The organism is Parabacteroides distasonis (genome assembly GCF_004793765.1).
Lineage (GTDB): Bacteria > Bacteroidota > Bacteroidia > Bacteroidales > Tannerellaceae > Parabacteroides > Parabacteroides distasonis_A.
Map to the genome: position 1 here is coordinate 1 of NZ_SRYM01000036.1, position 21295 is coordinate 21295.

20 protein-coding genes and 2 pseudogenes are annotated in these 21295 nt (G+C 42.9%); 15 read left to right on the forward strand and 7 right to left on the reverse strand.

The annotated features are described in order from the left end of the window. Positions 1-84: 84 nt before the first annotated feature. The 4 genes from E5342_RS12280 to E5342_RS12295 all read left to right on the forward strand — a co-directional run bounded on the left by E5342_RS12280 (position 85) and on the right by E5342_RS12295 (position 5958). Positions 85-1536 carry a Gfo/Idh/MocA family protein gene (locus tag E5342_RS12280; protein WP_121735877.1) on the forward strand — a complete coding sequence of 484 codons (1452 nt, stop codon included), beginning with the start codon at positions 85-87 and terminating at the stop codon, positions 1534-1536. A gap of 24 nt (positions 1537-1560) precedes the next feature. Further along, positions 1561-2565 carry a sugar phosphate isomerase/epimerase family protein gene (locus E5342_RS12285; protein ID WP_135959477.1) on the forward strand — a complete coding sequence of 335 codons (1005 nt, stop codon included), beginning with the start codon at positions 1561-1563 and terminating at the stop codon, positions 2563-2565. Between the two features lie 132 nt (positions 2566-2697). After that, entirely contained in the window at positions 2698-5694 is a 2997-nt protein-coding gene (locus E5342_RS12290; RefSeq protein WP_135959478.1) for a hypothetical protein, read from the forward strand. Positions 5695-5697: 3 nt separating this feature from the next. After that, entirely contained in the window at positions 5698-5958 is a 261-nt protein-coding gene (locus tag E5342_RS12295; RefSeq protein WP_135959479.1) for a GNAT family N-acetyltransferase, read from the forward strand. Here the strand turns inward: E5342_RS12295 and E5342_RS12300 are convergent. Next, positions 5955-6605, reverse strand: coding sequence for a pentapeptide repeat-containing protein (locus E5342_RS12300; RefSeq protein WP_135959480.1), 651 nt, complete (start codon positions 6603-6605; stop codon positions 5955-5957). The genes E5342_RS12295 and E5342_RS12300 overlap by 4 nt on opposite strands. A gap of 147 nt (positions 6606-6752) precedes the next feature. On the opposite strand from E5342_RS12300, the pseudogene E5342_RS12305 reads away from it, so the two are divergent. After that, positions 6753-7070 (forward strand): annotated as a pseudogene (locus E5342_RS12305) (helix-turn-helix domain-containing protein); the annotation flags it as partial. Positions 7071-7132: 62 nt separating this feature from the next. Here E5342_RS12305 and E5342_RS20185 read toward each other — a convergent pair. From E5342_RS20185 to E5342_RS19520, 3 genes and pseudogenes are all read right to left on the reverse strand, one after another. Beyond that, positions 7133-7207, reverse strand: a pseudogene (locus E5342_RS20185) (AraC family transcriptional regulator); the annotation flags it as partial. Positions 7208-7362: 155 nt separating this feature from the next. Beyond that, positions 7363-8445: a peptide-methionine (R)-S-oxide reductase MsrB gene (msrB, locus tag E5342_RS12315; protein WP_121735873.1), complete on the reverse strand. Its 1083-nt coding sequence runs from the start codon at positions 8443-8445 to the stop codon at positions 7363-7365. 14 nt (positions 8446-8459) lie between these two features. Then, positions 8460-8585 carry a DUF417 family protein gene (locus tag E5342_RS19520; RefSeq protein WP_210434967.1) on the reverse strand — a complete coding sequence of 42 codons (126 nt, stop codon included), beginning with the start codon at positions 8583-8585 and terminating at the stop codon, positions 8460-8462. A gap of 214 nt (positions 8586-8799) precedes the next feature. On the opposite strand from E5342_RS19520, the gene E5342_RS12325 reads away from it, so the two are divergent. Continuing rightward, positions 8800-9312, forward strand: a complete 513-nt coding sequence (locus tag E5342_RS12325) for a hypothetical protein (protein ID WP_232285179.1) — start codon at positions 8800-8802, stop codon at positions 9310-9312. Positions 9313-9318: 6 nt separating this feature from the next. Here E5342_RS12325 and E5342_RS12330 read toward each other — a convergent pair whose 3' ends face one another. The 3 genes from E5342_RS12330 to ung are packed head-to-tail and all read right to left on the reverse strand — an operon-like array spanning position 9319 to position 11020. Continuing rightward, positions 9319-9630, reverse strand: coding sequence for an MGMT family protein (locus E5342_RS12330; protein WP_121735872.1), 312 nt, complete (start codon positions 9628-9630; stop codon positions 9319-9321). Continuing rightward, positions 9620-10330, reverse strand: coding sequence for a DUF169 domain-containing protein (locus E5342_RS12335; RefSeq protein ID WP_121735871.1), 711 nt, complete (start codon positions 10328-10330; stop codon positions 9620-9622). The genes E5342_RS12330 and E5342_RS12335 overlap by 11 nt, the downstream gene beginning before the upstream one ends. Positions 10331-10357: 27 nt before the next feature. Next, positions 10358-11020 carry a uracil-DNA glycosylase gene (gene ung / locus E5342_RS12340; protein ID WP_135959481.1) on the reverse strand — a complete coding sequence of 221 codons (663 nt, stop codon included), beginning with the start codon at positions 11018-11020 and terminating at the stop codon, positions 10358-10360. A gap of 109 nt (positions 11021-11129) precedes the next feature. Here ung and E5342_RS12345 point away from each other — a divergent pair, with 109 nt between their 5' ends. From E5342_RS12345 to E5342_RS12390, 9 genes are all read left to right on the forward strand, one after another. After that, complete coding sequence (locus E5342_RS12345) at positions 11130-12350, forward strand: phospholipase D-like domain-containing protein (protein WP_034532157.1); 1221 nt, start codon at positions 11130-11132, stop codon at positions 12348-12350. A 1-nt stretch (position 12351) separates the two neighbouring features. Beyond that, the gene (locus E5342_RS12350; RefSeq protein ID WP_121735869.1) at positions 12352-13668 is read left to right on the forward strand and encodes a DNA adenine methylase; all 1317 of its coding nucleotides are present in this window, start codon (positions 12352-12354) and stop codon (positions 13666-13668) included. Positions 13669-13681: 13 nt separating this feature from the next. Beyond that, on the forward strand, positions 13682-15433 hold the full coding sequence (locus E5342_RS12355) for a site-specific DNA-methyltransferase (RefSeq protein ID WP_135959482.1): 1752 nt from the start codon (positions 13682-13684) through the stop codon (positions 15431-15433). Positions 15434-15467: 34 nt separating this feature from the next. Then, positions 15468-17351 (forward strand): ABC-F family ATP-binding cassette domain-containing protein, encoded by a 1884-nt coding sequence (locus tag E5342_RS12360; RefSeq protein ID WP_121735868.1) that lies wholly within the window; start codon positions 15468-15470, stop codon positions 17349-17351. 13 nt (positions 17352-17364) lie between these two features. Beyond that, positions 17365-18540: an MFS transporter gene (locus tag E5342_RS12365; RefSeq protein WP_008780086.1), complete on the forward strand. Its 1176-nt coding sequence runs from the start codon at positions 17365-17367 to the stop codon at positions 18538-18540. A gap of 145 nt (positions 18541-18685) precedes the next feature. Then, positions 18686-18919 (forward strand): hypothetical protein, encoded by a 234-nt coding sequence (locus E5342_RS12370; protein ID WP_135959483.1) that lies wholly within the window; start codon positions 18686-18688, stop codon positions 18917-18919. Between the two features lie 457 nt (positions 18920-19376). Continuing rightward, positions 19377-19760 (forward strand): hypothetical protein, encoded by a 384-nt coding sequence (locus E5342_RS12380; RefSeq protein ID WP_005854530.1) that lies wholly within the window; start codon positions 19377-19379, stop codon positions 19758-19760. A 74-nt stretch (positions 19761-19834) separates the two neighbouring features. Beyond that, complete coding sequence (locus E5342_RS12385) at positions 19835-20227, forward strand: hypothetical protein (RefSeq protein WP_121735865.1); 393 nt, start codon at positions 19835-19837, stop codon at positions 20225-20227. Positions 20228-20370: 143 nt separating this feature from the next. Continuing rightward, positions 20371-21270: a YitT family protein gene (locus E5342_RS12390; protein WP_121735864.1), complete on the forward strand. Its 900-nt coding sequence runs from the start codon at positions 20371-20373 to the stop codon at positions 21268-21270. The last annotated feature ends 25 nt before the right edge of the window (positions 21271-21295 follow it).

A 21295-nucleotide genomic window follows, 5' to 3' on the forward strand; every position in this document is an offset into this window, starting at 1 on the left:
TGGGCCAAATTTATTTAATGTTTAACTAGTCCCTATTTTTTATGGGACACTAATGTTTTATCTTATATTATTAACAAAATTACCATGAAAGAAAACACTAAGAAGGGCGTAAGCCGTAGAGAGTTTTTGGGCCTTTCCGCTCTAGGATTGGCGAGTTTAACAATTCTTCCCAGTTGGGCCATGAATGGCGTTCGTATCGCTCCGAGCGATCGGGTAGTCTTGGGTTTTATCGGCCTAGGCCAGCAAGCGTTATCGGATTTTAAGGGATTTGCCGCATGTCCGGGTGTTCAGGTTGCCGCATGTTGTGATGTGGATACGATGAAAACAGAGCGTTTCAGAAGACGTGTCGCAGAGTGGCAAGCAGCGAAAGGTATGACCCAGCGTTGCGATAAGTATGAGTTCTATGAGGAAATGCTGGAGCGTAAGGATATCGATGCTATCGAGGTCGCTACCCCAGACCATTGGCATGCTTTGGCCACGATTCACGCTTGCCAATCCGGGAAAGACGTATATTGCCAAAAGCCATTGGCCTATACGATCTCTGAGGGTCTAGCAATGGTGAAGGCCGTGCGTAATAACAAACGCGTACTTCAAGTAGGAAGCCAGCAACGTTCTAGCAAGGAGTTCCAGGCTGCGATCGATATGGTTCAGAAAGGGGCCATCGGTCATATCGAGAAGATATACGCTCGTGTCGGCGAACCTCCTACGCCGCTGAGCTTGCCGGAAATGCCGGTTCCCGCTAATTTGAACTTCAATCAGTGGATGGGCCCGTTGAATGATCCGAAGATTCATTATCATCCAGATTTGTGTCCTCCTATCTCTTTGGATCCGGATGAGAACGAGAAGCTATGGGGTGCATGGCGTTGGTATCAAGAGACCGGTAACGGTTATACCGCTGACTGGGGTGCTCATATGTTTGATATCGCTCAAGCTGCTATTGGTATGGATGGTTCTGGTCCGGTTGAGTTTACTCCTAAGGGATACAATGGCACGCAATATTCAACCATGCGTTATGCGAATGGTATCGTGATGACAGAGCAACCTTATTTGGAAGATAATCCAAATGCGCAGGGTATTAAGTTTATTGGCGATAAGGGCTGGATCGAGGTAGCCCGTGGATATATCAATTGCTCTGACCAATCCAAGATCCCGGCTGATTTGAAGGACTTGATTGAGAAACGTCCGAGAATGATGACCGATGAGGAGCGCAAGAAAGCGTATGCCGAGTATATGAAGAGATTGAAAGATAGCAAGAACAAGAAGGGTGGCAACAATGGTAACTATGAGACCAGTGCTCCTCATATGCAGGACTTCGTGGATTGCGTTCGTTCTCGTAAGAACCCGATCGCTCCGGTAGAGGTTGGTTGCAGCACGAATACGCTTTGCTGCTTGCAGAACATCGCTCGTGAGTTAGGCCGTCCGGTTAAATGGAATCCGGCTACATTGAGCTTTGGTGATGATAAGGAAGCTGCCGCTCATCGTCTGTATTGGTATCAATATCGCAATCCGTACACATTGCCTTATTTCTGTAAGTAAATCTGACATAAACAAGATATCGTTATGGGTAACAGACGGGATTTCTTGAAAAACATAGGCCTTTTTACCGCCAGCGGATTGCTGGCGGGCAAAGGGCTCTCCGCAAGTGCGGTGAACCATGTGCCGGGGACTATTGGAGAGGCTCATGCAGGTAAGGAGCTTGGCTTGCAAATCTATTCATTGTCTCAAGAGTTGTATAAGGGCGATGTGGCCGCTAATCTTCGGAAAGTGAAGGATATGGGATACTCCAAACTAGAGTTGGCGGGTTATGGTAAAGGTGCTGTCGGAGGAGTTCCTATGATGGAATTTAAGAAGATGGTAGAGGATGCCGGTTTGAAGATTGTCAGCTCGCATGTAAATCCAGTTGACGCCTCGGCCTCTGATCCTCGTAGGGCTATGATTCGTGAATACTCTAAGGAGATTACACCGAAAATAATGGAGTATTGGAAATCTACGGCAGCCGATCATGCGAAACTGGGTTGTAAATATTTGATCCAGCCGATGATGCCGACGATTACTACGCACGATGAGGCTAAACTTGTTTGCGATGTTTTCAATCAGGCCTCGGATGTTATCAAGGCAGAGGGTATCGCCACTGGTTTTGGCTATCATAATCATAATATGGAGTTCAATCGTGTCGCGACGAAAGAGCAACAGGAGAAGGTGAAGGGAAATCCTTTCGCTGCCTTCATGAAAGTCGGAGACCAGATTTATGACTTGATGCTGAAAGATACGGATCCGAGCAAGGTTTACTTCGAGATGGATGTTTATTGGACTGTCATGGGGCAGAACGATCCTGTCGAGTATATGCAGAAACATCCGGATCGTATCAAGGTATTACATATCAAGGATCGTGCCGTATTCGGCCAAAGTGGTATGATGAACTTTGAGATGATCTTCAAGCAAATGTATGCGAACGGAATCAAGGATTATTTCGTAGAGTTGGAACGGATGCAGGACGGGCGTACTCAATTTGCGGGTGTGAAGGATTGCGCCGACTATTTGATCAAGGCTCCTTTTGTAAAATAAAGTAACAATCGATAGATCGTAAGCCTCGGGGTTAATAGACTCCGGGGCTTTTTTTTTTAGCTGTAAGGCAACATAAACGGGTCTATTTTGTTTTTATAAAAAGAAGTTTATATCGCAAAAATCAAGGAAAAGATGAGTTCTAAGATAAGGAAGATATTGAAACATACGGTGATCGCTATTTTATCGCTGGTCGTATTGTTCCTTGTTTTGAATCTTTTCCTGACAGGTCGTTTGGAACGGTACTTGAAAAAAGAACTGATAGAACGCACGGCGAAGGCTACGGATGGTTTTTATCGTCTCTCTTTTGATAAGCTTTCTATTAGCTTCTTCAAGGGAGAACTAAGGCTAGAGGGTATTTCGTTGGAGCCGGATTCTATGGTCTTCGAACATTTGGCCGCCTTGGATAGTTTGCCCGATACCTATGTAAGTACCCGGATTGAGGGGATCGATTTTAAGGGGATCAATTTGGTATGGCGATGGAATTACCGGCAACTTCATTTCAATACTTTTGAGATCCGCTCTCCGGAAGTTCGCATATACGGTTCTTCCGAATCAAACCCATTAGCTTCCGGACTGGCGGTAGATACGGTAGAACATACCGAATCGAAGACGTTGTACGAAGTGATTTCTCCATATATAGACGCCTTGAGCGTAAAGACCTTGAACTTGGAGAATGCCAGTATCTCTTATAATGTGGAAAAACAAGTCTCGCCGATTATCTATACGTTGAATAACGTAAGTTTCCATGCGTATGGTTTTATGTTGGATTCTACCTCTTCACGGAGCGGGAAGCTGTTGTATTGTGATAACTTCGATTTTGTCACGAATCAGCCGCAAACCTTGTTGGTAAATAATGATTTTAGGCTGGAGACGGATAGTATATGCCTCAGTACCCAAGATTCCATTATCTATATCCAAAAAATCCAATTGCTTCCGCAAGAATTATTGTGGGGAGAGACCAATCGGAAACCTACGAATTATCTGGAAGGTAAAGTGCAAACCGTAGAGATACAAGGGATTCACTTTAGACGGGAAGATGCCTTGAACCATTTGTCTGCCCGCAATTTTGAGATACAATCTTCGGATATTAAGGTGTATGACTTAACTAGGGAGAAAAAGCTGGCGAATGCCGATGCGGATTCTTTGGTGCAAGCCTTGTCGTTGTATGATGTGATCTCCCCGGTACTACACAGTATATCCGTGGATCAGATACGGATAGAGCGGACTTCCCTTCACTATTCCTTGGCCTTGAAAGGGCAGATAGAGGATTTCTCGATCCCTGAGTTCAATTTCCATGCGGAAGGTCTTCTGATCGACTCCTTGGTAGCTCCGGGCGAGGAACTGAATTATTTTCGTTCCATTGCGTTTGAGGCGAATGATATACAGGGGATCATGAGAGCCCGTAATCACCGGTTCGATATCAAGCGCTTGGCGATGAATACGGCCTCAGGCTCGTTTCATATGGATAGTATATGGCTGCGTCCGTTGTCGGTCCGCTCCCGTAATGATTATTTGTCGGGATGTATCGATACGGTGCGGATAGACGGGTTGGCGTATGACAAAGGTATTAGTGCGGATTTACTGATGATTCGGTCGCCTCGCTTGGTTTATTATAAAACGCCCTCCGTTGAATCTTCGGATAAAGGGAAAAGCACATCTGTAAATAGCCGTGTGGATGTGGAAAATTTGTTAAATCCTTTCCTTCAGTATCTTTCCATCCGTAAAATCCAGATTCAGAACGCAAATGTGACATTGGCCGCTAAAAAAGATTCGATACGTTTTTCAACCCCATTGATTTCATTAGCGGGAATTCGGATTTTCAAGAATAGTATCTATCAGATCGGATTCGATAGATTTGATTTATCCGATGGCGATTTTTCTATGTCTTGGGGATCGGATACGACAATATTGCGGACTGAGAGCCAAAAGGATATCCAATTGGCTTTGGAGAATGTGTTTGTGGATTTGAAGAAGAAGACGTTTCAATTAGGTGATCTTCAGCTACAGACGAAGGATATCGATATACCGTTGGATAACGGCTTCTACCGGTTGAAGATCGGGGATCTGGATTTGAGAAAGTCAGGTTTGAGGTTGGATCACGTACATTTAGTCTCGCCTTATTCCAAAATGGAGTTCGCTTATAAACAGCCTAAGCATCAAGATTGGTTTGACGTGAAGGTTGGGAACGTAAGATTGAACGACGTGGATATTCCCGGATATTTCTCAACCAAGGAATTACGTGTGGGGGGACTCTGGATAAACGATGTCTTACTACAAAACTTAAAGAACCGGAAGATCCCGGTGGAGCCTCATATCGTTCCGATGATTTATGAAGGTTTACAAAAGGCTCCGGTCCGTTTCAAGATAGATACCGCTTCCGTTGCCAATTTCTCCGTGGTTTATGAGGAATTACCCGTTAAAGGTGATAAGCCCGGTAAGCTTTATTTTACCGATATGAACGGCCAATTTTCAGGTTTGACCAATATCGTTTCCTATCCGGAGCAATTCATCAGATTGCATGCGGATGGGAACCTGATGGGATCGGGGCATTTTACGGCTACATGGCAACTTCCCGTGGATTCATTATATGACCGCTTTCTATTGGATGCCCGTTTGGATAGCCTAGACTTGCTTTCCTTAAATGAGATCGTAAAACCTCTGGCGCCGGCGGAAGTAGTGAGCGGTTGGGCACAGGATGTGGTCTTTCATATGGATGCCTCAAGCCGGAAAGGACGGATACGGTTAGACTTCCCGTATCGGAAACTGAAAGTGGCCCTATTGAAAGAGAAAGACGGAGAGACCACACAAAAAGGTTTCTTGTCGAGATTGGCGAACTTGGTCTTACGGGATAATAATCCGGCTCATCCGGAGCGAAAAGATAGTAAATTGCATAAGGTCGATATGGAAATTGTGCGAGATCCCTATCATTCCACGTTCAACTATCTATGGCAGATGCTAAGACCAGCCTTGGTGGAATCCGTAGGAGTCTCGAAAAAAGAACAGGATGCGGCCTTGAAAGTGGCAGGTTTCTTCACGAAGGTAAAGCGCTTTTTCGGTCTCGATAAAAAGAAAGATAAGCGGGAGGAGATTGATACAAATAATAAGGAAATAGAATCTTTAAAAGAATAAATAATGGAATATATAGTAAATCACTATCCGGATAAACATCGTTTCGAGGTAGTAGAAGACGGCTTGACAGCCTATGTGGAATATCGTTTAAGAGGAGATGCCTTGGACATTATCCATACCATTGTCCCAAAACCCTTGGAAGGGCGTGGGATTGCGGCGACTCTTGTTGAAACAGCTTATAAATATGCGAAGGAACAGGGGTTGCGCCCTTTAGCTACCTGTTCCTATGCGGTTGTGTGGTTAAAACGCCATCCGGAGTTTTAATCCTTGATCGTAATACCTAACATCCTAGCGATGTCCAGTGCTTGTAAGGAGGTTACGGTAGCACCTTTCAACTCTCCTCCGGGAATCGAGCCAATACGTATACCGGCGATCTCGGAGGAAGTGAGATCGATCCCTTTCAAAGAGGTCCGGTGAAACTCGGCCTCTACTAAATTACAATGTTCGAATTCTACGTTCGTAAATTGGCAATTGTCCAATCCGCCTCCTCGTAAAAAGCATTGATTAAAAGATACGTTCCGGAGTTTGCTCATGGAGAAGATTACATAATCTCCTTTGCAATCCCGGATGGTAGTATGATTAAAGATCGATTCGGAGAAATTTGTTCCGGTAAGTTTACACCCAATGAACTCTACCCGGTAAAAGCCACATCCGGATAAATTTATATTTGATAGATCACAGTTCTTAAATACCACATCGCTAAACTGAGATTTACGATAATTGCAAGCAATGAAACCACAATTGGTGAATAAGCAGGAATTAACGGATAGGTTCTGTTTAGATACGTCTTCGACGCATAATCCATTGAAAGAACATTCCGTAAAATCATCCGCTTGTCTGGATATACAATCCATCCAGTCCATATCCTCCCGTAAGTTTTTTACCAATCTAGGCGCTGTTATTTTCAACATCTTATTGTTTCCTATTTAAATTTGGATGGTAAAGATAACAAATTTGGGCTAAATAAACGATATCTTTACTTTATAGTTCATTTTAGCAATATCGGAAAAGTGTGTTCGGGATAATTCTTCTATTTTAGCCTTGAAATCCTAAGAATCATGCGAATAAAGACAACGACAAAAACAGAGTATCAACAACGTATCAATGTATTGGTTGAATACATAAATAATCACTTAGGCGAGGATATCGATCTAAATAAGCTGGCGGAGATATCCGGATTCTCTCGTTGGCATTTTCATCGGATCTTTGCGGAGTTCTTAGGGGAACCGGTTGGTACGTTTATCGTTAGGATGCGGGTCGAGACGGCCGCTCGGCTTTTGCGTTACACGGAAATACCTGTCAAGGAGATCGCTTATAAAGTAGGATATGACTTACCCTCTTCTTTGTCTAAGGTTTTTCGCCAGTTCTATGGTATTCTCGCCGGATAAGCTGCGTACCGATATTTGTATGGAAGTTGCTCCTTCAGCTTGTCCTAAACTTTGGGAGTATATCCGGTGGCATCCTTGAACTTACGTTGGAAATGCCGCTGGCAAATGCAAATCTTGTCGATCAAGGGCGCTAAGGCTGCGCAGGGGGTAAATTCGTGATACATAGTGCTTCTTTCGCTTGTTTTATACGGCGAAGATACTATTAAAAAATCATAGTTATGAAATTTTCAAAACATAGTTATGAGTTGAACAAATCATAACTATGTTTTTTTATTTGTTTTTATAGGAGTGGGAGATAGTCGGCATATCCCTCTTCTTCCATCTTTGCTTTAGGGATAAATCTTAATGATGCGCTGTTGATGCAGTATCGTAACCCACCTTTGTCGGCTGGGCCATCATTAAAAACGTGCCCTAGATGTGCATCTCCTGTTTTGCTGCGTATCTCAATCCGTTTCATCCCGTGGGAGAGATCCGTTTTTTCCATCACCAAGCTCTTGTCTATCGGCTTGGAGAAACTAGGCCATCCGCAACCCGAATCAAACTTATCGGTAGAGATGAACAAAGGTTCCCCGGTCGTGATATCTACGTAGATGCCTTCACGCTTTTCATTCCAATATTCATTCTTGAAAGCTCTTTCCGTAGCGTTTTGCTGTGTTACCGCATATTGCTCGGCGGTGAGTTTAGAGCGCAATGTCTGATCATCCGGTTTCTGGAATTTCTTTTGCGATACAGGCTTGTTCGAGGCTTTCCCCTTATTAGCCTTTCGGGCGAAATCGAATAGATCCGGGTTTATGTGGCAATAACCGTCCGGGTGTTTATCTAAATAATCCTGATGATAGTCTTCTGCCGGATAGAAATTACTTAATGGCTGAATCTCTACGACGATGGGCTTGGAATAATTCTTGGCCAATGCCTCCACGGTCTCTTTGATGATCGGCAGATCGTCCGTATTCGTATAATAGATGCCGGTACGATACTGTGATCCGATATCGTTGCCTTGCCGGTTGATACTTGTCGGATCTATCGTCTTGAAGAATAGTTCGATCAATAACTTCAAATCGGCTTGTTGCGGATCGTAGTTAACTTCCACTGTCTCGGCGAATCCGGTATTATCGTTACACACTTGTTCGTAAGTCGGTTTTTTGATACTCATCTTCCCGTTTGCGTAACCTACTCGGGTATTCGTAACGCCATCGATTTGCTTCATGAAATGTTCTGTTCCCCAGAAACATCCACCGGCAAAATAAATTTCACTTTGGGTATTCATTCTTGTTGTTTTTGAAAGTTGATCACTCATTGTCGTTCTCGCGATTGCTAGTCCGTTTGATACTAGCAAAGCTATAAATAAAATTAGATGTTTCATATACTTTTTCTTTATTATCGTAAAGGGATGAGATCCATTATATTATATAACCAGAATGGCAGGAAATGGTTCTCCACCAAAGGCTTGATCCCGGCGGCCTCGGTCGGGGTGAATTTAAAGAAACTGATAATTGATTTCATGTTCTTGTTCATCTTAATGTTTAATCTATAATCCGTAATTTTTGTTCTTTGATAATTTAGTCTGTCGTTATGAGAAAAACTGACAAGATTTGTTGCGTAAATAACTAATTCATGATTGAACGTATTGTTTTTCTTAATTGTATATTTGTAGCTGAGATTACATTAATGGGATAAAAGTATATGGAGGCTTAGGACAATGGAAAAGAGAATTGGCATGATTCAGTATTTTTGGCAAATCATATATGCCCACACGATCGCATATTTTGTCGCGGGGGTATTTGCCCTTTTGGTGATGAACTATCGGGATTTGTTCGCTACCGATGTGATATCCTCATTTATGAAGCCGGTCGATGAGCCAATCGTGGCGTTAGGGCCTGTTCTGCAGATATTTCGCGGGATACTGTTGGCTTTGGTGTTATTGCCTTTACGGAAGGTGTTTTTTGAGGAAAAGAACGGCTTAATGAAATTAGGCGTAATAATCCTAGGATTGTCCTTGCTATCAACCATTGGACCGACAATGGGATCCTTTGAAGGATACATATATACGAAAATACCCTATATGTATCAAATGCTGGGTTATCCGGAGGCGATACTATACGTGTTGTTGTTTATCGGGATATTGCATGTCTCGATAAAATATGCTCACAGGAGAATAATCACCTTGTTATCTATATTGATAATGGCGTTGATATGCTTTTTGGGGATAATGAGCTTTGTGATGGCGTGAGGTATCTTAAATAATGGGCAATATCTCCGCCCAAATATGCTTCTTTAAATCCACGCACCCGTTCTTTTTGAAAGCGATGCCTTCTTTTTCTAGCAGTTCCCTTTGTTCCGTCCAATTGAGAGCCAATCTCCCTTGGCTGTTTACTACCCTGTGGCAAGGCAAGTTCAGCTCTCTCGGGGCGTTGAACATGGCTTGCCCTACCATGCGGGAACATTGTGGTCTCCGGGCGAGTTTGGCTAACTGCCCGTAGGTAACCACATTTCCCTCCGGTATTTCCTTTACGATGTTGTAAACTTCCGCATAAAAATCAGCCTTCATCGATTCTCGCTTTTATCTTGCCCCATGCGTGCGTATCGAGGCTACACATACGCATCGTCTCGCACATCTCCTTGAAGCGAGACATCGGGATCGTGAAACTCAATACGTTGCTTTCCACATAAGGGCGGGTCGAGGGATCGAAGAAGCCAAGGAAAGCACGGTGCCCGCCACGCCGGTTCTCATTGACGGCTTGCGTAATGGTTGCGCTACATCCCGAGCCAAAAGGCGTGGAGATGGCCTCGGGCGAGTTATTGTCGAAAAACGCCCACGTGACCAAGCCGGACAGGATATCCGGGGTAGCGAGGAACAAAAGCCCTTCCACATCCTCGAAGGAAGTAAGCCGGTCGATTCTCGCGAAATGGATATATTGCTTGGTCGCCCTTTGTACATCTATCTTCTTGATGCCTTCCAGAACCATCTCCGGTGTTTGCTTATATCGTTCTTTCAAGGAAACGAAGTTAGGTACATGTTCCGGCATGGGAGTGAATCCGGTATAGAATTTCCCACCTCCGCAACCGATGCTTTCTCCGCTCATGCTGATAATCTCCCCGTTCCTTATGGCGGGAAGCGCTTTAAACAGGCAACCTTGCGTCTTCCTTAATTCTCCCGATAGCGTATCGGAATACCAAAAGGCGATCGGTAATTCCGCTTTGCCGGAGAATGTCTCCTGATAGTTGTCGATAAACGTTTGAATATCCATATGCGATTGATTTAGGTTGATTTATACTTACCAATCGATTTCCGGGATGCCTTTACCCCGTAAGAAATCATTAGCCTTACTGAAATGCTTACAACCGAAGAAACCATATTCGGCAGAGCGGGGAGATGGATGTACGGTTGTCAAGACCAAATGTCGGCTTGTATCGATAAGGGAGATCTTGGCTTTAGCGTAACTTCCCCATAACATGAATACCAGGTTTTCCCGTTCGTCGCTTAAATTCTTGATAACAGCGTCGGTGAATGTTTCCCATCCCATGTTCCGGTGCGAACCTGTTTGGTGGGCACGTACCGTGAGGACGGAATTCATCGGAAATACGCCTTGGCTTACCCAACGATCCAAATTCCCGGAGGAAGGGATCGGTTTCCCGAGATCATCGTGGATCTCTTTGAATATATTCATCAAGGAGCCAGGAATCGCCACGCCATCGGGTACCGAGAAACAGACCCCGTAGTATTGCCCCGGATTTGGATAGGGGTCTTGTCCCAAGATAACGACTTTTATCTTCTCAAACGGGCATGCGTTAAATATATGGAATATCTGGGGCCCGGGAGGAAGTACGTGCGCTTGCTTATATTCGTTTTTGACAAATGTCACCAATTGCTCGAAATAAGGCTTGTCAAATTCTTCTTGCAGACGTTTTCTCCAACTTTCATCTATTCTAACATTCATGGTGTTTTTCTTATTCTTCCACCAAAGGTACGGAGAAAAGCTTAAAATTCGAGGATTTTATCGTAACTTTGCACATAAACTTCATTCTGGAATTATTGTAGCAAACACTATGGATACTAAGATTATTGGACAAGGATATAATCTCGATGCAGACACGTCAGTAGGGAAGGAACTGATAGAATTGTTCAACAGCAAGAGATACGATACGTTCACTTGCCTTGTGGCATTTGCAAGTTATGGAGGTATTTCGGCGCTAACTCCCTACATCATGCGGGAGAAAGAACGTGGTGTGAAAATTAAGGTGATATTAGGTGTTGACCAGAAAGGGACTTCCAAAGAAGCTTTAGAAGAAGTTCTATCATGGGGGGTAGAGTCAAAAATTTTTCACACTCAATCCGTAAATATATTCCATCCTAAAATCTATTTGTTTGAGAATACAGACATCTTTACACTCATCATAGGTTCAAATAATCTCACAACAATGGGATTGGTTAAGAACATCGAATGTGCATTACTGATAAAAGATGCTAAGGGTGCGCATTCCGTGCATAATGATTTTTACATTTATTGGAAATCAATTCTTGATGGTACAGAGAGTAACCTTTATACCATAACGCAGGAATTGATCGACCTTCTCTTTGCTGATAAGATAATTGTTACTGAATCAGAAAGAGCCGATAGATATGATAACGGAAGAGACCAAATAACCTCTGCAAGTAAAAAATCTATCACTTTCAATGGAGCAAAACTACAAAGAAATCCGTCTGGTTATTCGCCCAAAAGACGACAAGTTAAAGCTAAGCGTATAACTCAAACAGCGAATCCAACAAATCCTGATCAACCGATTATTTCAGTTTCTAACGAGTCTCTTTCTGTCAATGGAGAAGAGGTGTTAATTGCGGAAATTGGTGGTGGCCCTCGTTGGAAGCAGGTCAACTTTCCTGTAGAGATCTTTGAAAACTTCTTTGGTGCTGAGCGTGGTAACAATTCATACAACATTGAGCTTATAAACATTGCCCAAAACGGCTCACTTGGCGATATTGAAATTCGTCAGGCTGTTTCTGTGAAGAGCCATAACTACCGTTTTGAAATACGCTGTACAGAAACAGAAGGCGCATATCCTGGTGACAGCAAACGTCCTATCGGTTTGTTTGTAAAACTAGACAATAATAAATTCCTTTATCAGATTCTGTTATCAAATTATCCAGCATACAACAATATTAGAAAGTTCCTTTATAGAGAGAGTAAGGTCAAACGTAAGGACGAACTAAGAAGATACATTGTTCATATTGAGGCAATTCATGCTCTTTATCCAGAATTAATAGTTTAATATGGAATATAATTTCAGAACACTGAACTACCTTGGTAGTAAACTGCGTTTGTTGGATTTCATCGAGGATAAGATACTCGACGTGACTCCTGTTGGTGCTGGGGTTTGTGATTTGTTTGCCGGTTCGGGTTGTGTATCTCGTAGGCTGTCGCGTAATTTTGCGGTAACAGCATGTGATATTCAAGGTTATTCAAAAGTGATTGACAATGCGCTGCTCAACAAGTTTGACGTTACCGATGAAAATGTAAACAAATTCTTTGAATTATTGTATACGGAATCAGCGGAGAAACTTAGAGAGGCTTTTGCGCCACTCATACAAATGGAACATGAAGCCATTAAGAATAAGAACCTTGAAGTATTGGCTTGTATTCTCGAATATGGATCAGTTGAAGTATTCAATCTCGAACATAATCTATCATGCTTGTCTGATCAACTTCGTATGGTAAATAATAAACTCATAAAAACAGGATTGAGTAATGAGTTGTCGCTTATTAGCCGATATTATGGTGGAGTATATTTCTCATACAAGCAAGCCGTTGAGATTGATATCATACTGGAGACTATTCACAAATCTTTTCCATCGAACCATCGCGATTTGTATCTTGCTGCATTGCTCGGTACAGCGAGTGATATTGTTGATACGGTAGGCAAGCACTTTGCTCAACCAATTAAAGCAAGAGATGCTAAAGGCAAAATCAAAAGTACTGTTTATAATAAGGCGGTCAAGGATAAGACAATTGATGTTATAGCACTCTACAAGGATTGGTTGCTAAAATACAAGAGCTTGACCAAGAATGACTTATGCCATTCAACTATGCAGGGAGACTTTGAAAACTGTTTAAGGAATCTTCCTGATAACGTAAGAACAGTTTATGCAGATCCTCCTTACACTCGTGACCACTATAGTCGTTATTATCATGTATTGGAGACATTGACACTTAGGGATATTCCTAAGATTTCAACAGTTACAATTCATGGCTCTACTCATGTAAGTAATGGTATCTATCGAGAAGACAGACATCAGTCGCCATTCTGTATAAAGAGCAAAGCTCTCGATGCTTTTCGAAAGATGTTTAAATTAACTTCTGCTACAAATAGGAATCTCCTCTTGTCATATTCCCCGTATGACGAAACGAAGAAATCTCATCCACGTGTAGTAACTATGCAGCAGATTATTACTTTGGCGAAAGAGTATTTTGATAATGTGGAGACGGTGTCTGCTGGTAGTTTCAAACATAACAAGCTCAATTCTACTGAGCATTTTCTTGAAGCGTCCGATGAAGCGGAATTACTGATTGTCTGTACTAACAATAGTTGATCTTGACGTACTTATGCGATTTAAAGACAATATAAAATTTATCTATAACCCTCAAGTGTCCGTTGGTGGAGAGGATTGTAAGAATATCCTTATTAAAGGTGATAACAAGGCGATTCTTCCAGAATTGGCATCTGTGTATGGGGAAAAAATAAAGTGTATCTACATTGACCCTCCTTACAACAATGGAGACACTTATCATTATTATAATGACAATATTTCAACATCTGCTTGGCTAAAGGATATGAGAACTGTTTTTATTTGGCTTAAACAGTTGTTGAAAAGAGATGGTAGTATTTGGATTTCTATTGATGATAAGGAAATGGCATACTTGAAGATTGAGGCTGATAAGATATTCGGTCGTGAGAACTTCGCCGGTACAATAATTTGGCAACAGCGAAAGACTCGTGAGAACAGGGCCGTATTTTCTTGTAATCATGAATATGTACTTGTTTATGCGAAGGATATCAAGGCCTTCAAGAAGTCGAGAAACCTACTTCCTGTAGAAGAAGGCTTTATTGATAGTAAATACAAGAATCCCGACAATGATCCACGAGGGCCTTGGCAATCAATTACCGCAAGTGTTCAAGCTGGTCATGCTGTGGCGAGCCAGTTCTATACAATTATATCACCTGCTGGAATTGAGTTTAATCCACCTAAAGGGCGTTGTTGGGCCTATAATCAGGAACGGATGCTTAAGGAGATCGCCAACAATAATATTTGGTTCGGATTTGATGGTAAGAACACACCTCGCATAAAGAAGTTTCTTGCGAATGCTAAGATTGGCTTGACACCGGAAACTCTTTGGACAGGTGATAACTATGGTACAACGGATAGTGCCAAGAAACATCTTCTTTCACTTTTTCCCGAAATGGAACAAGTGTTCGATACGCCTAAACCTGAGGAACTTATAAAGCAAATTATAGAGATTGCTAGCAATGAGGGCGAGTATGTATTAGATTGCTACATCGGTTCTGGTACAACGATAGCAACTGCACATAAATTGAAACGTAATTATATTGGTATAGAGATTGGCGACCAGATGACTGAATTGGTTACAAGACGTATGCGCAAAGTAATAGATGGTGAATCGGGTGGAATTTCGAGTAGCGTTGATTGGAAGGGAGGCGGTCAGTTCATTTTTTATAACTTCGACAAGAATAAGATGGATGAACATAAGTCTGTTGTTGAACAGACGAAACCTAAACCTTCTGTACAATATCATCAACTCAATTTTCTTGATCTTTTCAAACAATATAAAGACAGCTGTATTGTTGAGAACCACATGATTCGAGAAGATTTAGGAGCATATGCTATTCCTCGTAGCCGCTTCATTAACATAACTAAAAATGTCTTGATAGGCAATGTGAAGAAAGATAACTTTGAACAGTATTTGGAACAATCTGCTGAGATTTATTATACAGGCTCTAGGTTTCCATCAACTGTTGCATTGAATAAGTTATACTATTTCATGCCTTACATGAAAGGCAAGGGTATCCGTGATCTTTATCTTATAAAAATTGCTCGTGTTGGTTGCCGAAAGGAAGGCCAATTAGGTGAGGACAAGAACGACTTTCGATTGGTTTTTGAAATAGAGTATGTAGATCAATTGTTTGATGACTATAAGCCAATAGAATTGAAGATTTGGCATACATTTACCGACACTACGGTACGTGAACTGATAACAATGTATGAGAAATTTTTTAGTAGTTCTTATTCTTCCACCAAAGGTACGGAGAAAAGCTTAAAATTCGAGGATTTTGTGTAAGTTTGCCTTCCGATTTGAATTTAAATAAGAAAACATGATAAGTTACCTTCAGATAGATAAGCTGACCAAGAGCTTCGGTGATTTGGTTCTTTTCGAGGATATAACGTTCGGAGTCGCGCAAGGACAGAAGATCGGGTTGATCGCCAAAAACGGGACGGGTAAGACTACCTTGTTGAATATTATCGGTGGCAAGGAGGATTACGACTCGGGTGAGGTGGTTTTCCGGAAAGACTTGCGGGTCGGGTATTTGGAGCAATCACCTTCCTACCCGGAAGAACTTACCGTGCTACAGGCTTGCTTCCACTCGAAGAACGAGACTGTCCGCTTGATCGCCGAGTACGAGGAGGCGATGGCGAAAGAGGATCACTCGAACCTGGAGGACATCCTTACCCGTATGGATAGCTTCAAGGCGTGGGATTATGAGCAGAGAGCGAAACAAATCCTCGGGCAGTTGAAGATTCATAACTTCAATCAGAAGATCGGGGAATTGTCCGGAGGGCAGTTGAAACGGGTTGCCTTGGCGAATGTCTTGATCACGGACCCTGAATTGATTATCTTGGATGAGCCGACGAACCATTTGGATCTGGAAATGACCGAATGGCTGGAAGATTATCTGAGCCGGGCCAATATCAGTATCTTGATGGTGACGCACGACCGTTACTTCTTGGATCGTGTTTGTAGTGAGATCATCGAGATCGATAATAAGCAAATCTATTCGTATAAAGGTAATTATAGTTATTATCTGGAGAAACGCCAAGAGCGTATCGAGGCGATGAACGCCGACGTGGAGCGTGCGAAGAATCTTCTCCGTACGGAACTGGATTGGATGCGTCGCCAACCGCAGGCACGGGGCACGAAAGCGAAGTACCGTATTGATGCCTTTTATGAGCTGGAAAAGAAAGCGAAGCAACAACGGGATACCGGAAAAGTGAACTTGGACGTGAAGGCTTCTTACATCGGTTCGAAGATTTTCGAGGCGGTGAATGTGAGCAAACGTTTTGGTGACTTGAAGATTACGGAGGATTTCAATTATATTTTCGCCCGTTACGAGAAGATGGGTATTGTCGGAAATAACGGTACGGGTAAATCTACCTTTATCAAGATGCTGATGGGGGAGGTGGCTCCCGATAGCGGTCATTTCGATGTGGGCGAGACCGTTCGTTTCGGTTATTACAGTCAAGATGGCTTGAAGTTCGATGAGCAAATGAAAGTGATCGACGTGGTGCAGGCGATCGCCGAATACGTGGATTTGGGTAACGGACAGAAGATGGGAGTCTCCCAGTTTTTGAACTATTTCCTGTTCACGCCGGAGAAACAGCATAATTACGTTTATAAGTTGAGCGGTGGCGAGAAGCGTCGCCTGTATTTATGTACGGTATTGATGCGTAGCCCGAACTTCTTGGTGCTCGATGAACCGACCAATGATTTGGATATCGTAACCTTGAACGTATTGGAGGAATACCTTCGTAACTTCAAGGGGTGTGCTATCGTCGTTTCCCATGACCGTTACTTTATGGATAAGGTGGTAGATCACCTGCTGGTTTTCCGGGGTAACGCCGATATCAAGGATTTCCCTGGCAACTATACGCAGTATCGGGATTGGAAAGATGTGCAAGACCAACTGGAAAAAGAGGCGGAGGCCGCTTTGCAAGCGAAGCAAAACCCGGCTCCGGAGAAACCGTCTCGTCCGGTGGGTGAGCAAAAGAAGAAACTCACTTTCAAGGAACGGAAAGAGTTCGAGGCCCTAGAGGAGGAGATACCGGCATTGGAGGTAGAGAAAGCGGAGTTGGAGACTGCGATGAGCAGTGGCACTTTGTCTCCGGACGAGCTTATGGCTAAATCTCAACGGATCACCCAAGTCATGGAGGAAATCGACGAGAAAACGATGCGCTGGCTGGAGTTGAGCGAGCTGGCATAAGTAATAAAGAGGAATGAGCGAGACTAAACCTGTACTTTGGAACCGGAATTTCGTCCAATGTTGTATCTCTTACTTCTTGATGAATTTCGCCTTTTATATGTTGATGCCTACCATGCCAGTCTATCTGGTGGAAGAGTTGGGCATCAGCACGTCCGAGGTGGGGATGGTCTTGTCTAGCTATACGATCGGCTTGTTGTGCGTGCGCCCGTTCTCGGGGTATCTGGTAGATTGTTTCTCCCGCAAACCGTTATATGTATTCGCCTTCACGATATTCGCCTGTCTGTTTGCCGGTTATTGGTTTGCGATGACGGTCTATACGATCATGGCGGTTCGTTTCATCCAAGGCGGGTTCATGGGACTGACCTCTGTTTCCGGCAATACGATTACGATAGACGTAATCCCTTCCAAGCGAAGGGGAGAAGGCATGGGCTTTTACGGATTGACGATCAATCTCGCCATGTCTTTGGCTCCTTTGGTGGCGGTCGGGCTGTACGATCGGCATGGTTTCTTCTGGATCATAGGGGTTGCTTTGGTGATCGCATTGGTCGGGATCGGCTCCGTCGGGCTGATCCGTTATCCGAAACGGGAGAAAGTGCCTCGTCCGGCCTTCTCGTTGGATCGTTTTATCTTGGTAAAAGCGCTTCCTGCGGCCTTGGCTTATTTGCTGGTCGCTATACCTTATGGGATGTTGCTCTCGTTTGTGGTATTATATGGTAAAGAGATCGAGGTGCCAGACCCCGGCTATTTCTTTATCTTTATGGCGATCGGTGTAGGGACGGCCCGTTTGATTTCCGGGCGGTTGGTGGACCATGGTAAGATCCATGTCGTGTCCATCGTATCCTTGGTTTCTTTGGCGATCTCGTTTTCCGTGTTCGCTACCGTACATACATCGTTTGTCTTTTTCGCTTGCGCCTTGGCGATCGGTATCGGTTTTGGCGTGAGCGTACCGGCTTTTCAATGTCTTTTCGTGAATGTCGCTCCGCACCATATGCGCGGTACGGCTACCTCCACCTACTTGACCTCTTTCGATTTCGGGATGGGGATCGGGATGTTATCCGCCGGCTTTATCGCTACCCGTGCCAATCTGGCTACCGCCTACGGAGTCGGGGCGGTTTGTTGCCTTCTTTCCTTATTCGTCTATATCCGCTTGGTAAAAGCCTCGTACGAGAGGAATAAGCTGATTTCTTGATCCGCTTGATTCCCGGTTTCGTCTAACCCCATGGCGTACTTTGTCGATTCTTCCTTTTCTAGCGGGAAACCTCACCCTTATATTTGTATCAAAGATCATAGAGAAATAGGTTTTTAAGATTTAACAAATGAAAGGAATAGGTAGTATGAAACGTTTAGTAATGGCTATGTCAGCCTTGTTGGTAAGTGTGACAATGAGTTTCGCACAGGAATCGAGCTTACATAAAGAGCCGTTTGTAGTCAATGTGGGCCAATTGGTAAGCTATCTGGAATTACGTCCCAGCCAGATTAATGAGGTAGCGATGATCAACGTAACGAACAATAATAACCGGATGACGAGCAGGCTTTCCTTCCCCGATGTTTATCTAGCCGATAAATAGGTAGAGGATAGATATAAAGTATCAAGCTATTGCATAAAAAGTATCTTGTGACTGTATCTATTCTATAAACCACGTCGTGGTCTGTATAGATCATGTCGTGGTTTTTATAGATCACGCTGTGGTTTGTATAATCCACGACGGAGATTATAGAATAGATATGGTATCGTATAAGAATACAGCTAGGCTTGTATAAGAATATATCTAGGCTTTTGCTTGTTTATAAACGGTGTCTATGATGAAATAGATAGCGTTTATTGTAATATGTGTTACAAAATGATTGATATATACCTTGATATACATCAATAACGTCAATTGTTTGCAAAAATTAACCGCATTAAAGAACAATGTTATAAAACATACTGTTATATTTGCAGTAACAAAAAGAGAAAGATGGAAGATGCGGAAACGCCGCATTTATTAGTTAAGGTCTTAGTTTAGGTTTAAATTTTTAGGTATTATGAGACGTTTAGGTATGATGGTAGTCGCTTTAATGATGGTAGCGACAATGAGCTTCGCTCAAAAGGTTAGTGATTCAAAGAGTATGAGTTTCGATAAGCTAAGCAGATATTTGCAGCTTGACGCAAACCAGATCGCTGAGGTGTCAGAGATTAATACTTACTTCGAGAATCAATTAGGTCAACCCCTGTCTGCGGAAGCGCTTTGCAATAATGCAAGACCGGAAGAAACTCGCAACGCATTGTTGTGTAATTTGAAACTGATGAAACGTGCATTGACAAAAGATCAATATCGTAAATATGTAGCGTTGATTAACGTGACTCGCGCTAATCAGGAAGATAAGGTTTCTAATCCGCTTTTGGACAGCTATTTGGCTGAGAAATAATAAAGCCAATGTGATTGGACTATGTGTTTTTAAGGTTTTTGTTTAGGTTTAGTAATTTAAGGTTTTTAGGTATTATGAAACGTTTTGGAATGGCAGTCGCAGCCTTATTGATGTGTGCGACAATGAGCTTCGCTCAGAAACCGAGTTTGAGTAGAGAACCGTTTGTGGTAAGTACAGAGAAGTTAGCAAACTATTTGCAATTGACTCCGAGCCAGTTGGATGAGGTCGCTAATATCAATGAATATTTTATCGATATGCAGAACGCAAGTGTAAAAGCTAGCGCTAAATTGCAGGATAAGAAAATGTATCAAGCGGTTTACGGTAACTTGAAATTGATGAAGAGGGCTTTGAACCCGGATCAATATCGTAAGTATGTTACTTTATTGAACATCACGAACAATAATAACCGTACGATGGGTGTTAATACGTTCCCGGAAGTGTACTTGGCTGATAACGCAAGTAAGTAATTTATACTATATAAGAGTGTGTCCTCCCCACTATTTCCTGTCAAAAGGTAAATAGTGGGGGTACTTTTTTTTAAGGCTTGTGTATAAATCGAAGAAGATTGTGTAAGTTTGCGGCGTTTTACAAATAACGCTTAATTCGAGTCATGACAACACAAAAACTTTTAGTTCCTTCTAATGTCGCTTTGAAGAGAAATGTAAAGGACTACTCCTTAATCGTGGTAGGTTCATTTTTGCAGGCACTTAGTTACGTGCTTTTCCTAGCTCCTTACAAAATCGTACCGGGAGGTGTGTACGGTATATCTATCGTAATCCACTATGTGACAAAGAATTTGTTTCCGTTCTTTCCGGATGGTTTGCCGATGGGTACGACGGCGCTTTGTTTCAATATCCCGTTGATGATTTTGGCGATGAAAAAGATCGGATTATCTTCCGGACCGAAGACGATCGTCACTTTCTTGCTGATCTCTATATTTACCGACTCATTGTCTTATTTCCTTACTGATCCATTGGTGGAGAATGATGCCTTTATCGCCGCCTTTTATGGAGGAGCTATTTTAGGATTGGGTGTAACTTGTATTTTCCGGGCGCAGAGTACGAGTGCCGGTACGGATGTATTGGCACGTGTGATCGCTAATGACTCCAACTTGAAGGTCAGCAATATGATCATCGTATTGGATTCTGCGGTCGTATTGTTGGGCTTGATCGTGTTTAAGGATTGGGCGGTACCTTTGTATTCTTGGTTTACTATTTTCGTATATGGAAAGATCGTGGAGATGTTCCAGACAGAGAATCCGAACCGTGCTGTCTTCATTGTCTCTCGTAAGACCCAGGAATTAAAAACCTTGATAGTTGATAAGATGGGTATGAGAGGTACATTTATCCACGGTAAGGGAATGTATCAGGGAAATGAGACTGAGATTATATTCACGATCGCTGAACGGAAAGATATGCCCCGCTTGAAAGATGAGGTGAAAGAGATCGATCCGAATGCTTTTGTTTCTACGATGCACGCTAGCAAGGATTCGCCACGGCCGGGCATTTAATAGAATTAAGAATTATTCCGTATAT

Coding starts and splice junctions, on each gene's coding strand:
- E5342_RS12280 (WP_121735877.1), top strand. CDS start 85: ATGAAAGAAAACACTAAGAAGGGCGTAAGCCGTAGAGAGTTTTTGGGC.
- E5342_RS12285 (WP_135959477.1), top strand. CDS start 1,561: ATGGGTAACAGACGGGATTTCTTGAAAAACATAGGCCTTTTTACCGCC.
- E5342_RS12290 (WP_135959478.1), top strand. CDS start 2,698: ATGAGTTCTAAGATAAGGAAGATATTGAAACATACGGTGATCGCTATT.
- E5342_RS12295 (WP_135959479.1), top strand. CDS start 5,698: ATGGAATATATAGTAAATCACTATCCGGATAAACATCGTTTCGAGGTA.
- E5342_RS12300 (WP_135959480.1), bottom strand. CDS start 6,605: ATGTTGAAAATAACAGCGCCTAGATTGGTAAAAAACTTACGGGAGGAT.
- msrB (WP_121735873.1), bottom strand. CDS start 8,445: ATGAAACATCTAATTTTATTTATAGCTTTGCTAGTATCAAACGGACTA.
- E5342_RS19520 (WP_210434967.1), bottom strand. CDS start 8,585: ATGAAATCAATTATCAGTTTCTTTAAATTCACCCCGACCGAGGCCGCC.
- E5342_RS12325 (WP_232285179.1), top strand. CDS start 8,800: ATGATTCAGTATTTTTGGCAAATCATATATGCCCACACGATCGCATAT.
- E5342_RS12330 (WP_121735872.1), bottom strand. CDS start 9,630: ATGAAGGCTGATTTTTATGCGGAAGTTTACAACATCGTAAAGGAAATA.
- E5342_RS12335 (WP_121735871.1), bottom strand. CDS start 10,330: ATGGATATTCAAACGTTTATCGACAACTATCAGGAGACATTCTCCGGC.
- ung (WP_135959481.1), bottom strand. CDS start 11,020: ATGAATGTTAGAATAGATGAAAGTTGGAGAAAACGTCTGCAAGAAGAA.
- E5342_RS12345 (WP_034532157.1), top strand. CDS start 11,130: ATGGATACTAAGATTATTGGACAAGGATATAATCTCGATGCAGACACG.
- E5342_RS12350 (WP_121735869.1), top strand. CDS start 12,352: ATGGAATATAATTTCAGAACACTGAACTACCTTGGTAGTAAACTGCGT.
- E5342_RS12355 (WP_135959482.1), top strand. CDS start 13,682: ATGCGATTTAAAGACAATATAAAATTTATCTATAACCCTCAAGTGTCC.
- E5342_RS12360 (WP_121735868.1), top strand. CDS start 15,468: ATGATAAGTTACCTTCAGATAGATAAGCTGACCAAGAGCTTCGGTGAT.
- E5342_RS12365 (WP_008780086.1), top strand. CDS start 17,365: ATGAGCGAGACTAAACCTGTACTTTGGAACCGGAATTTCGTCCAATGT.
- E5342_RS12370 (WP_135959483.1), top strand. CDS start 18,686: ATGAAACGTTTAGTAATGGCTATGTCAGCCTTGTTGGTAAGTGTGACA.
- E5342_RS12380 (WP_005854530.1), top strand. CDS start 19,377: ATGAGACGTTTAGGTATGATGGTAGTCGCTTTAATGATGGTAGCGACA.
- E5342_RS12385 (WP_121735865.1), top strand. CDS start 19,835: ATGAAACGTTTTGGAATGGCAGTCGCAGCCTTATTGATGTGTGCGACA.
- E5342_RS12390 (WP_121735864.1), top strand. CDS start 20,371: ATGACAACACAAAAACTTTTAGTTCCTTCTAATGTCGCTTTGAAGAGA.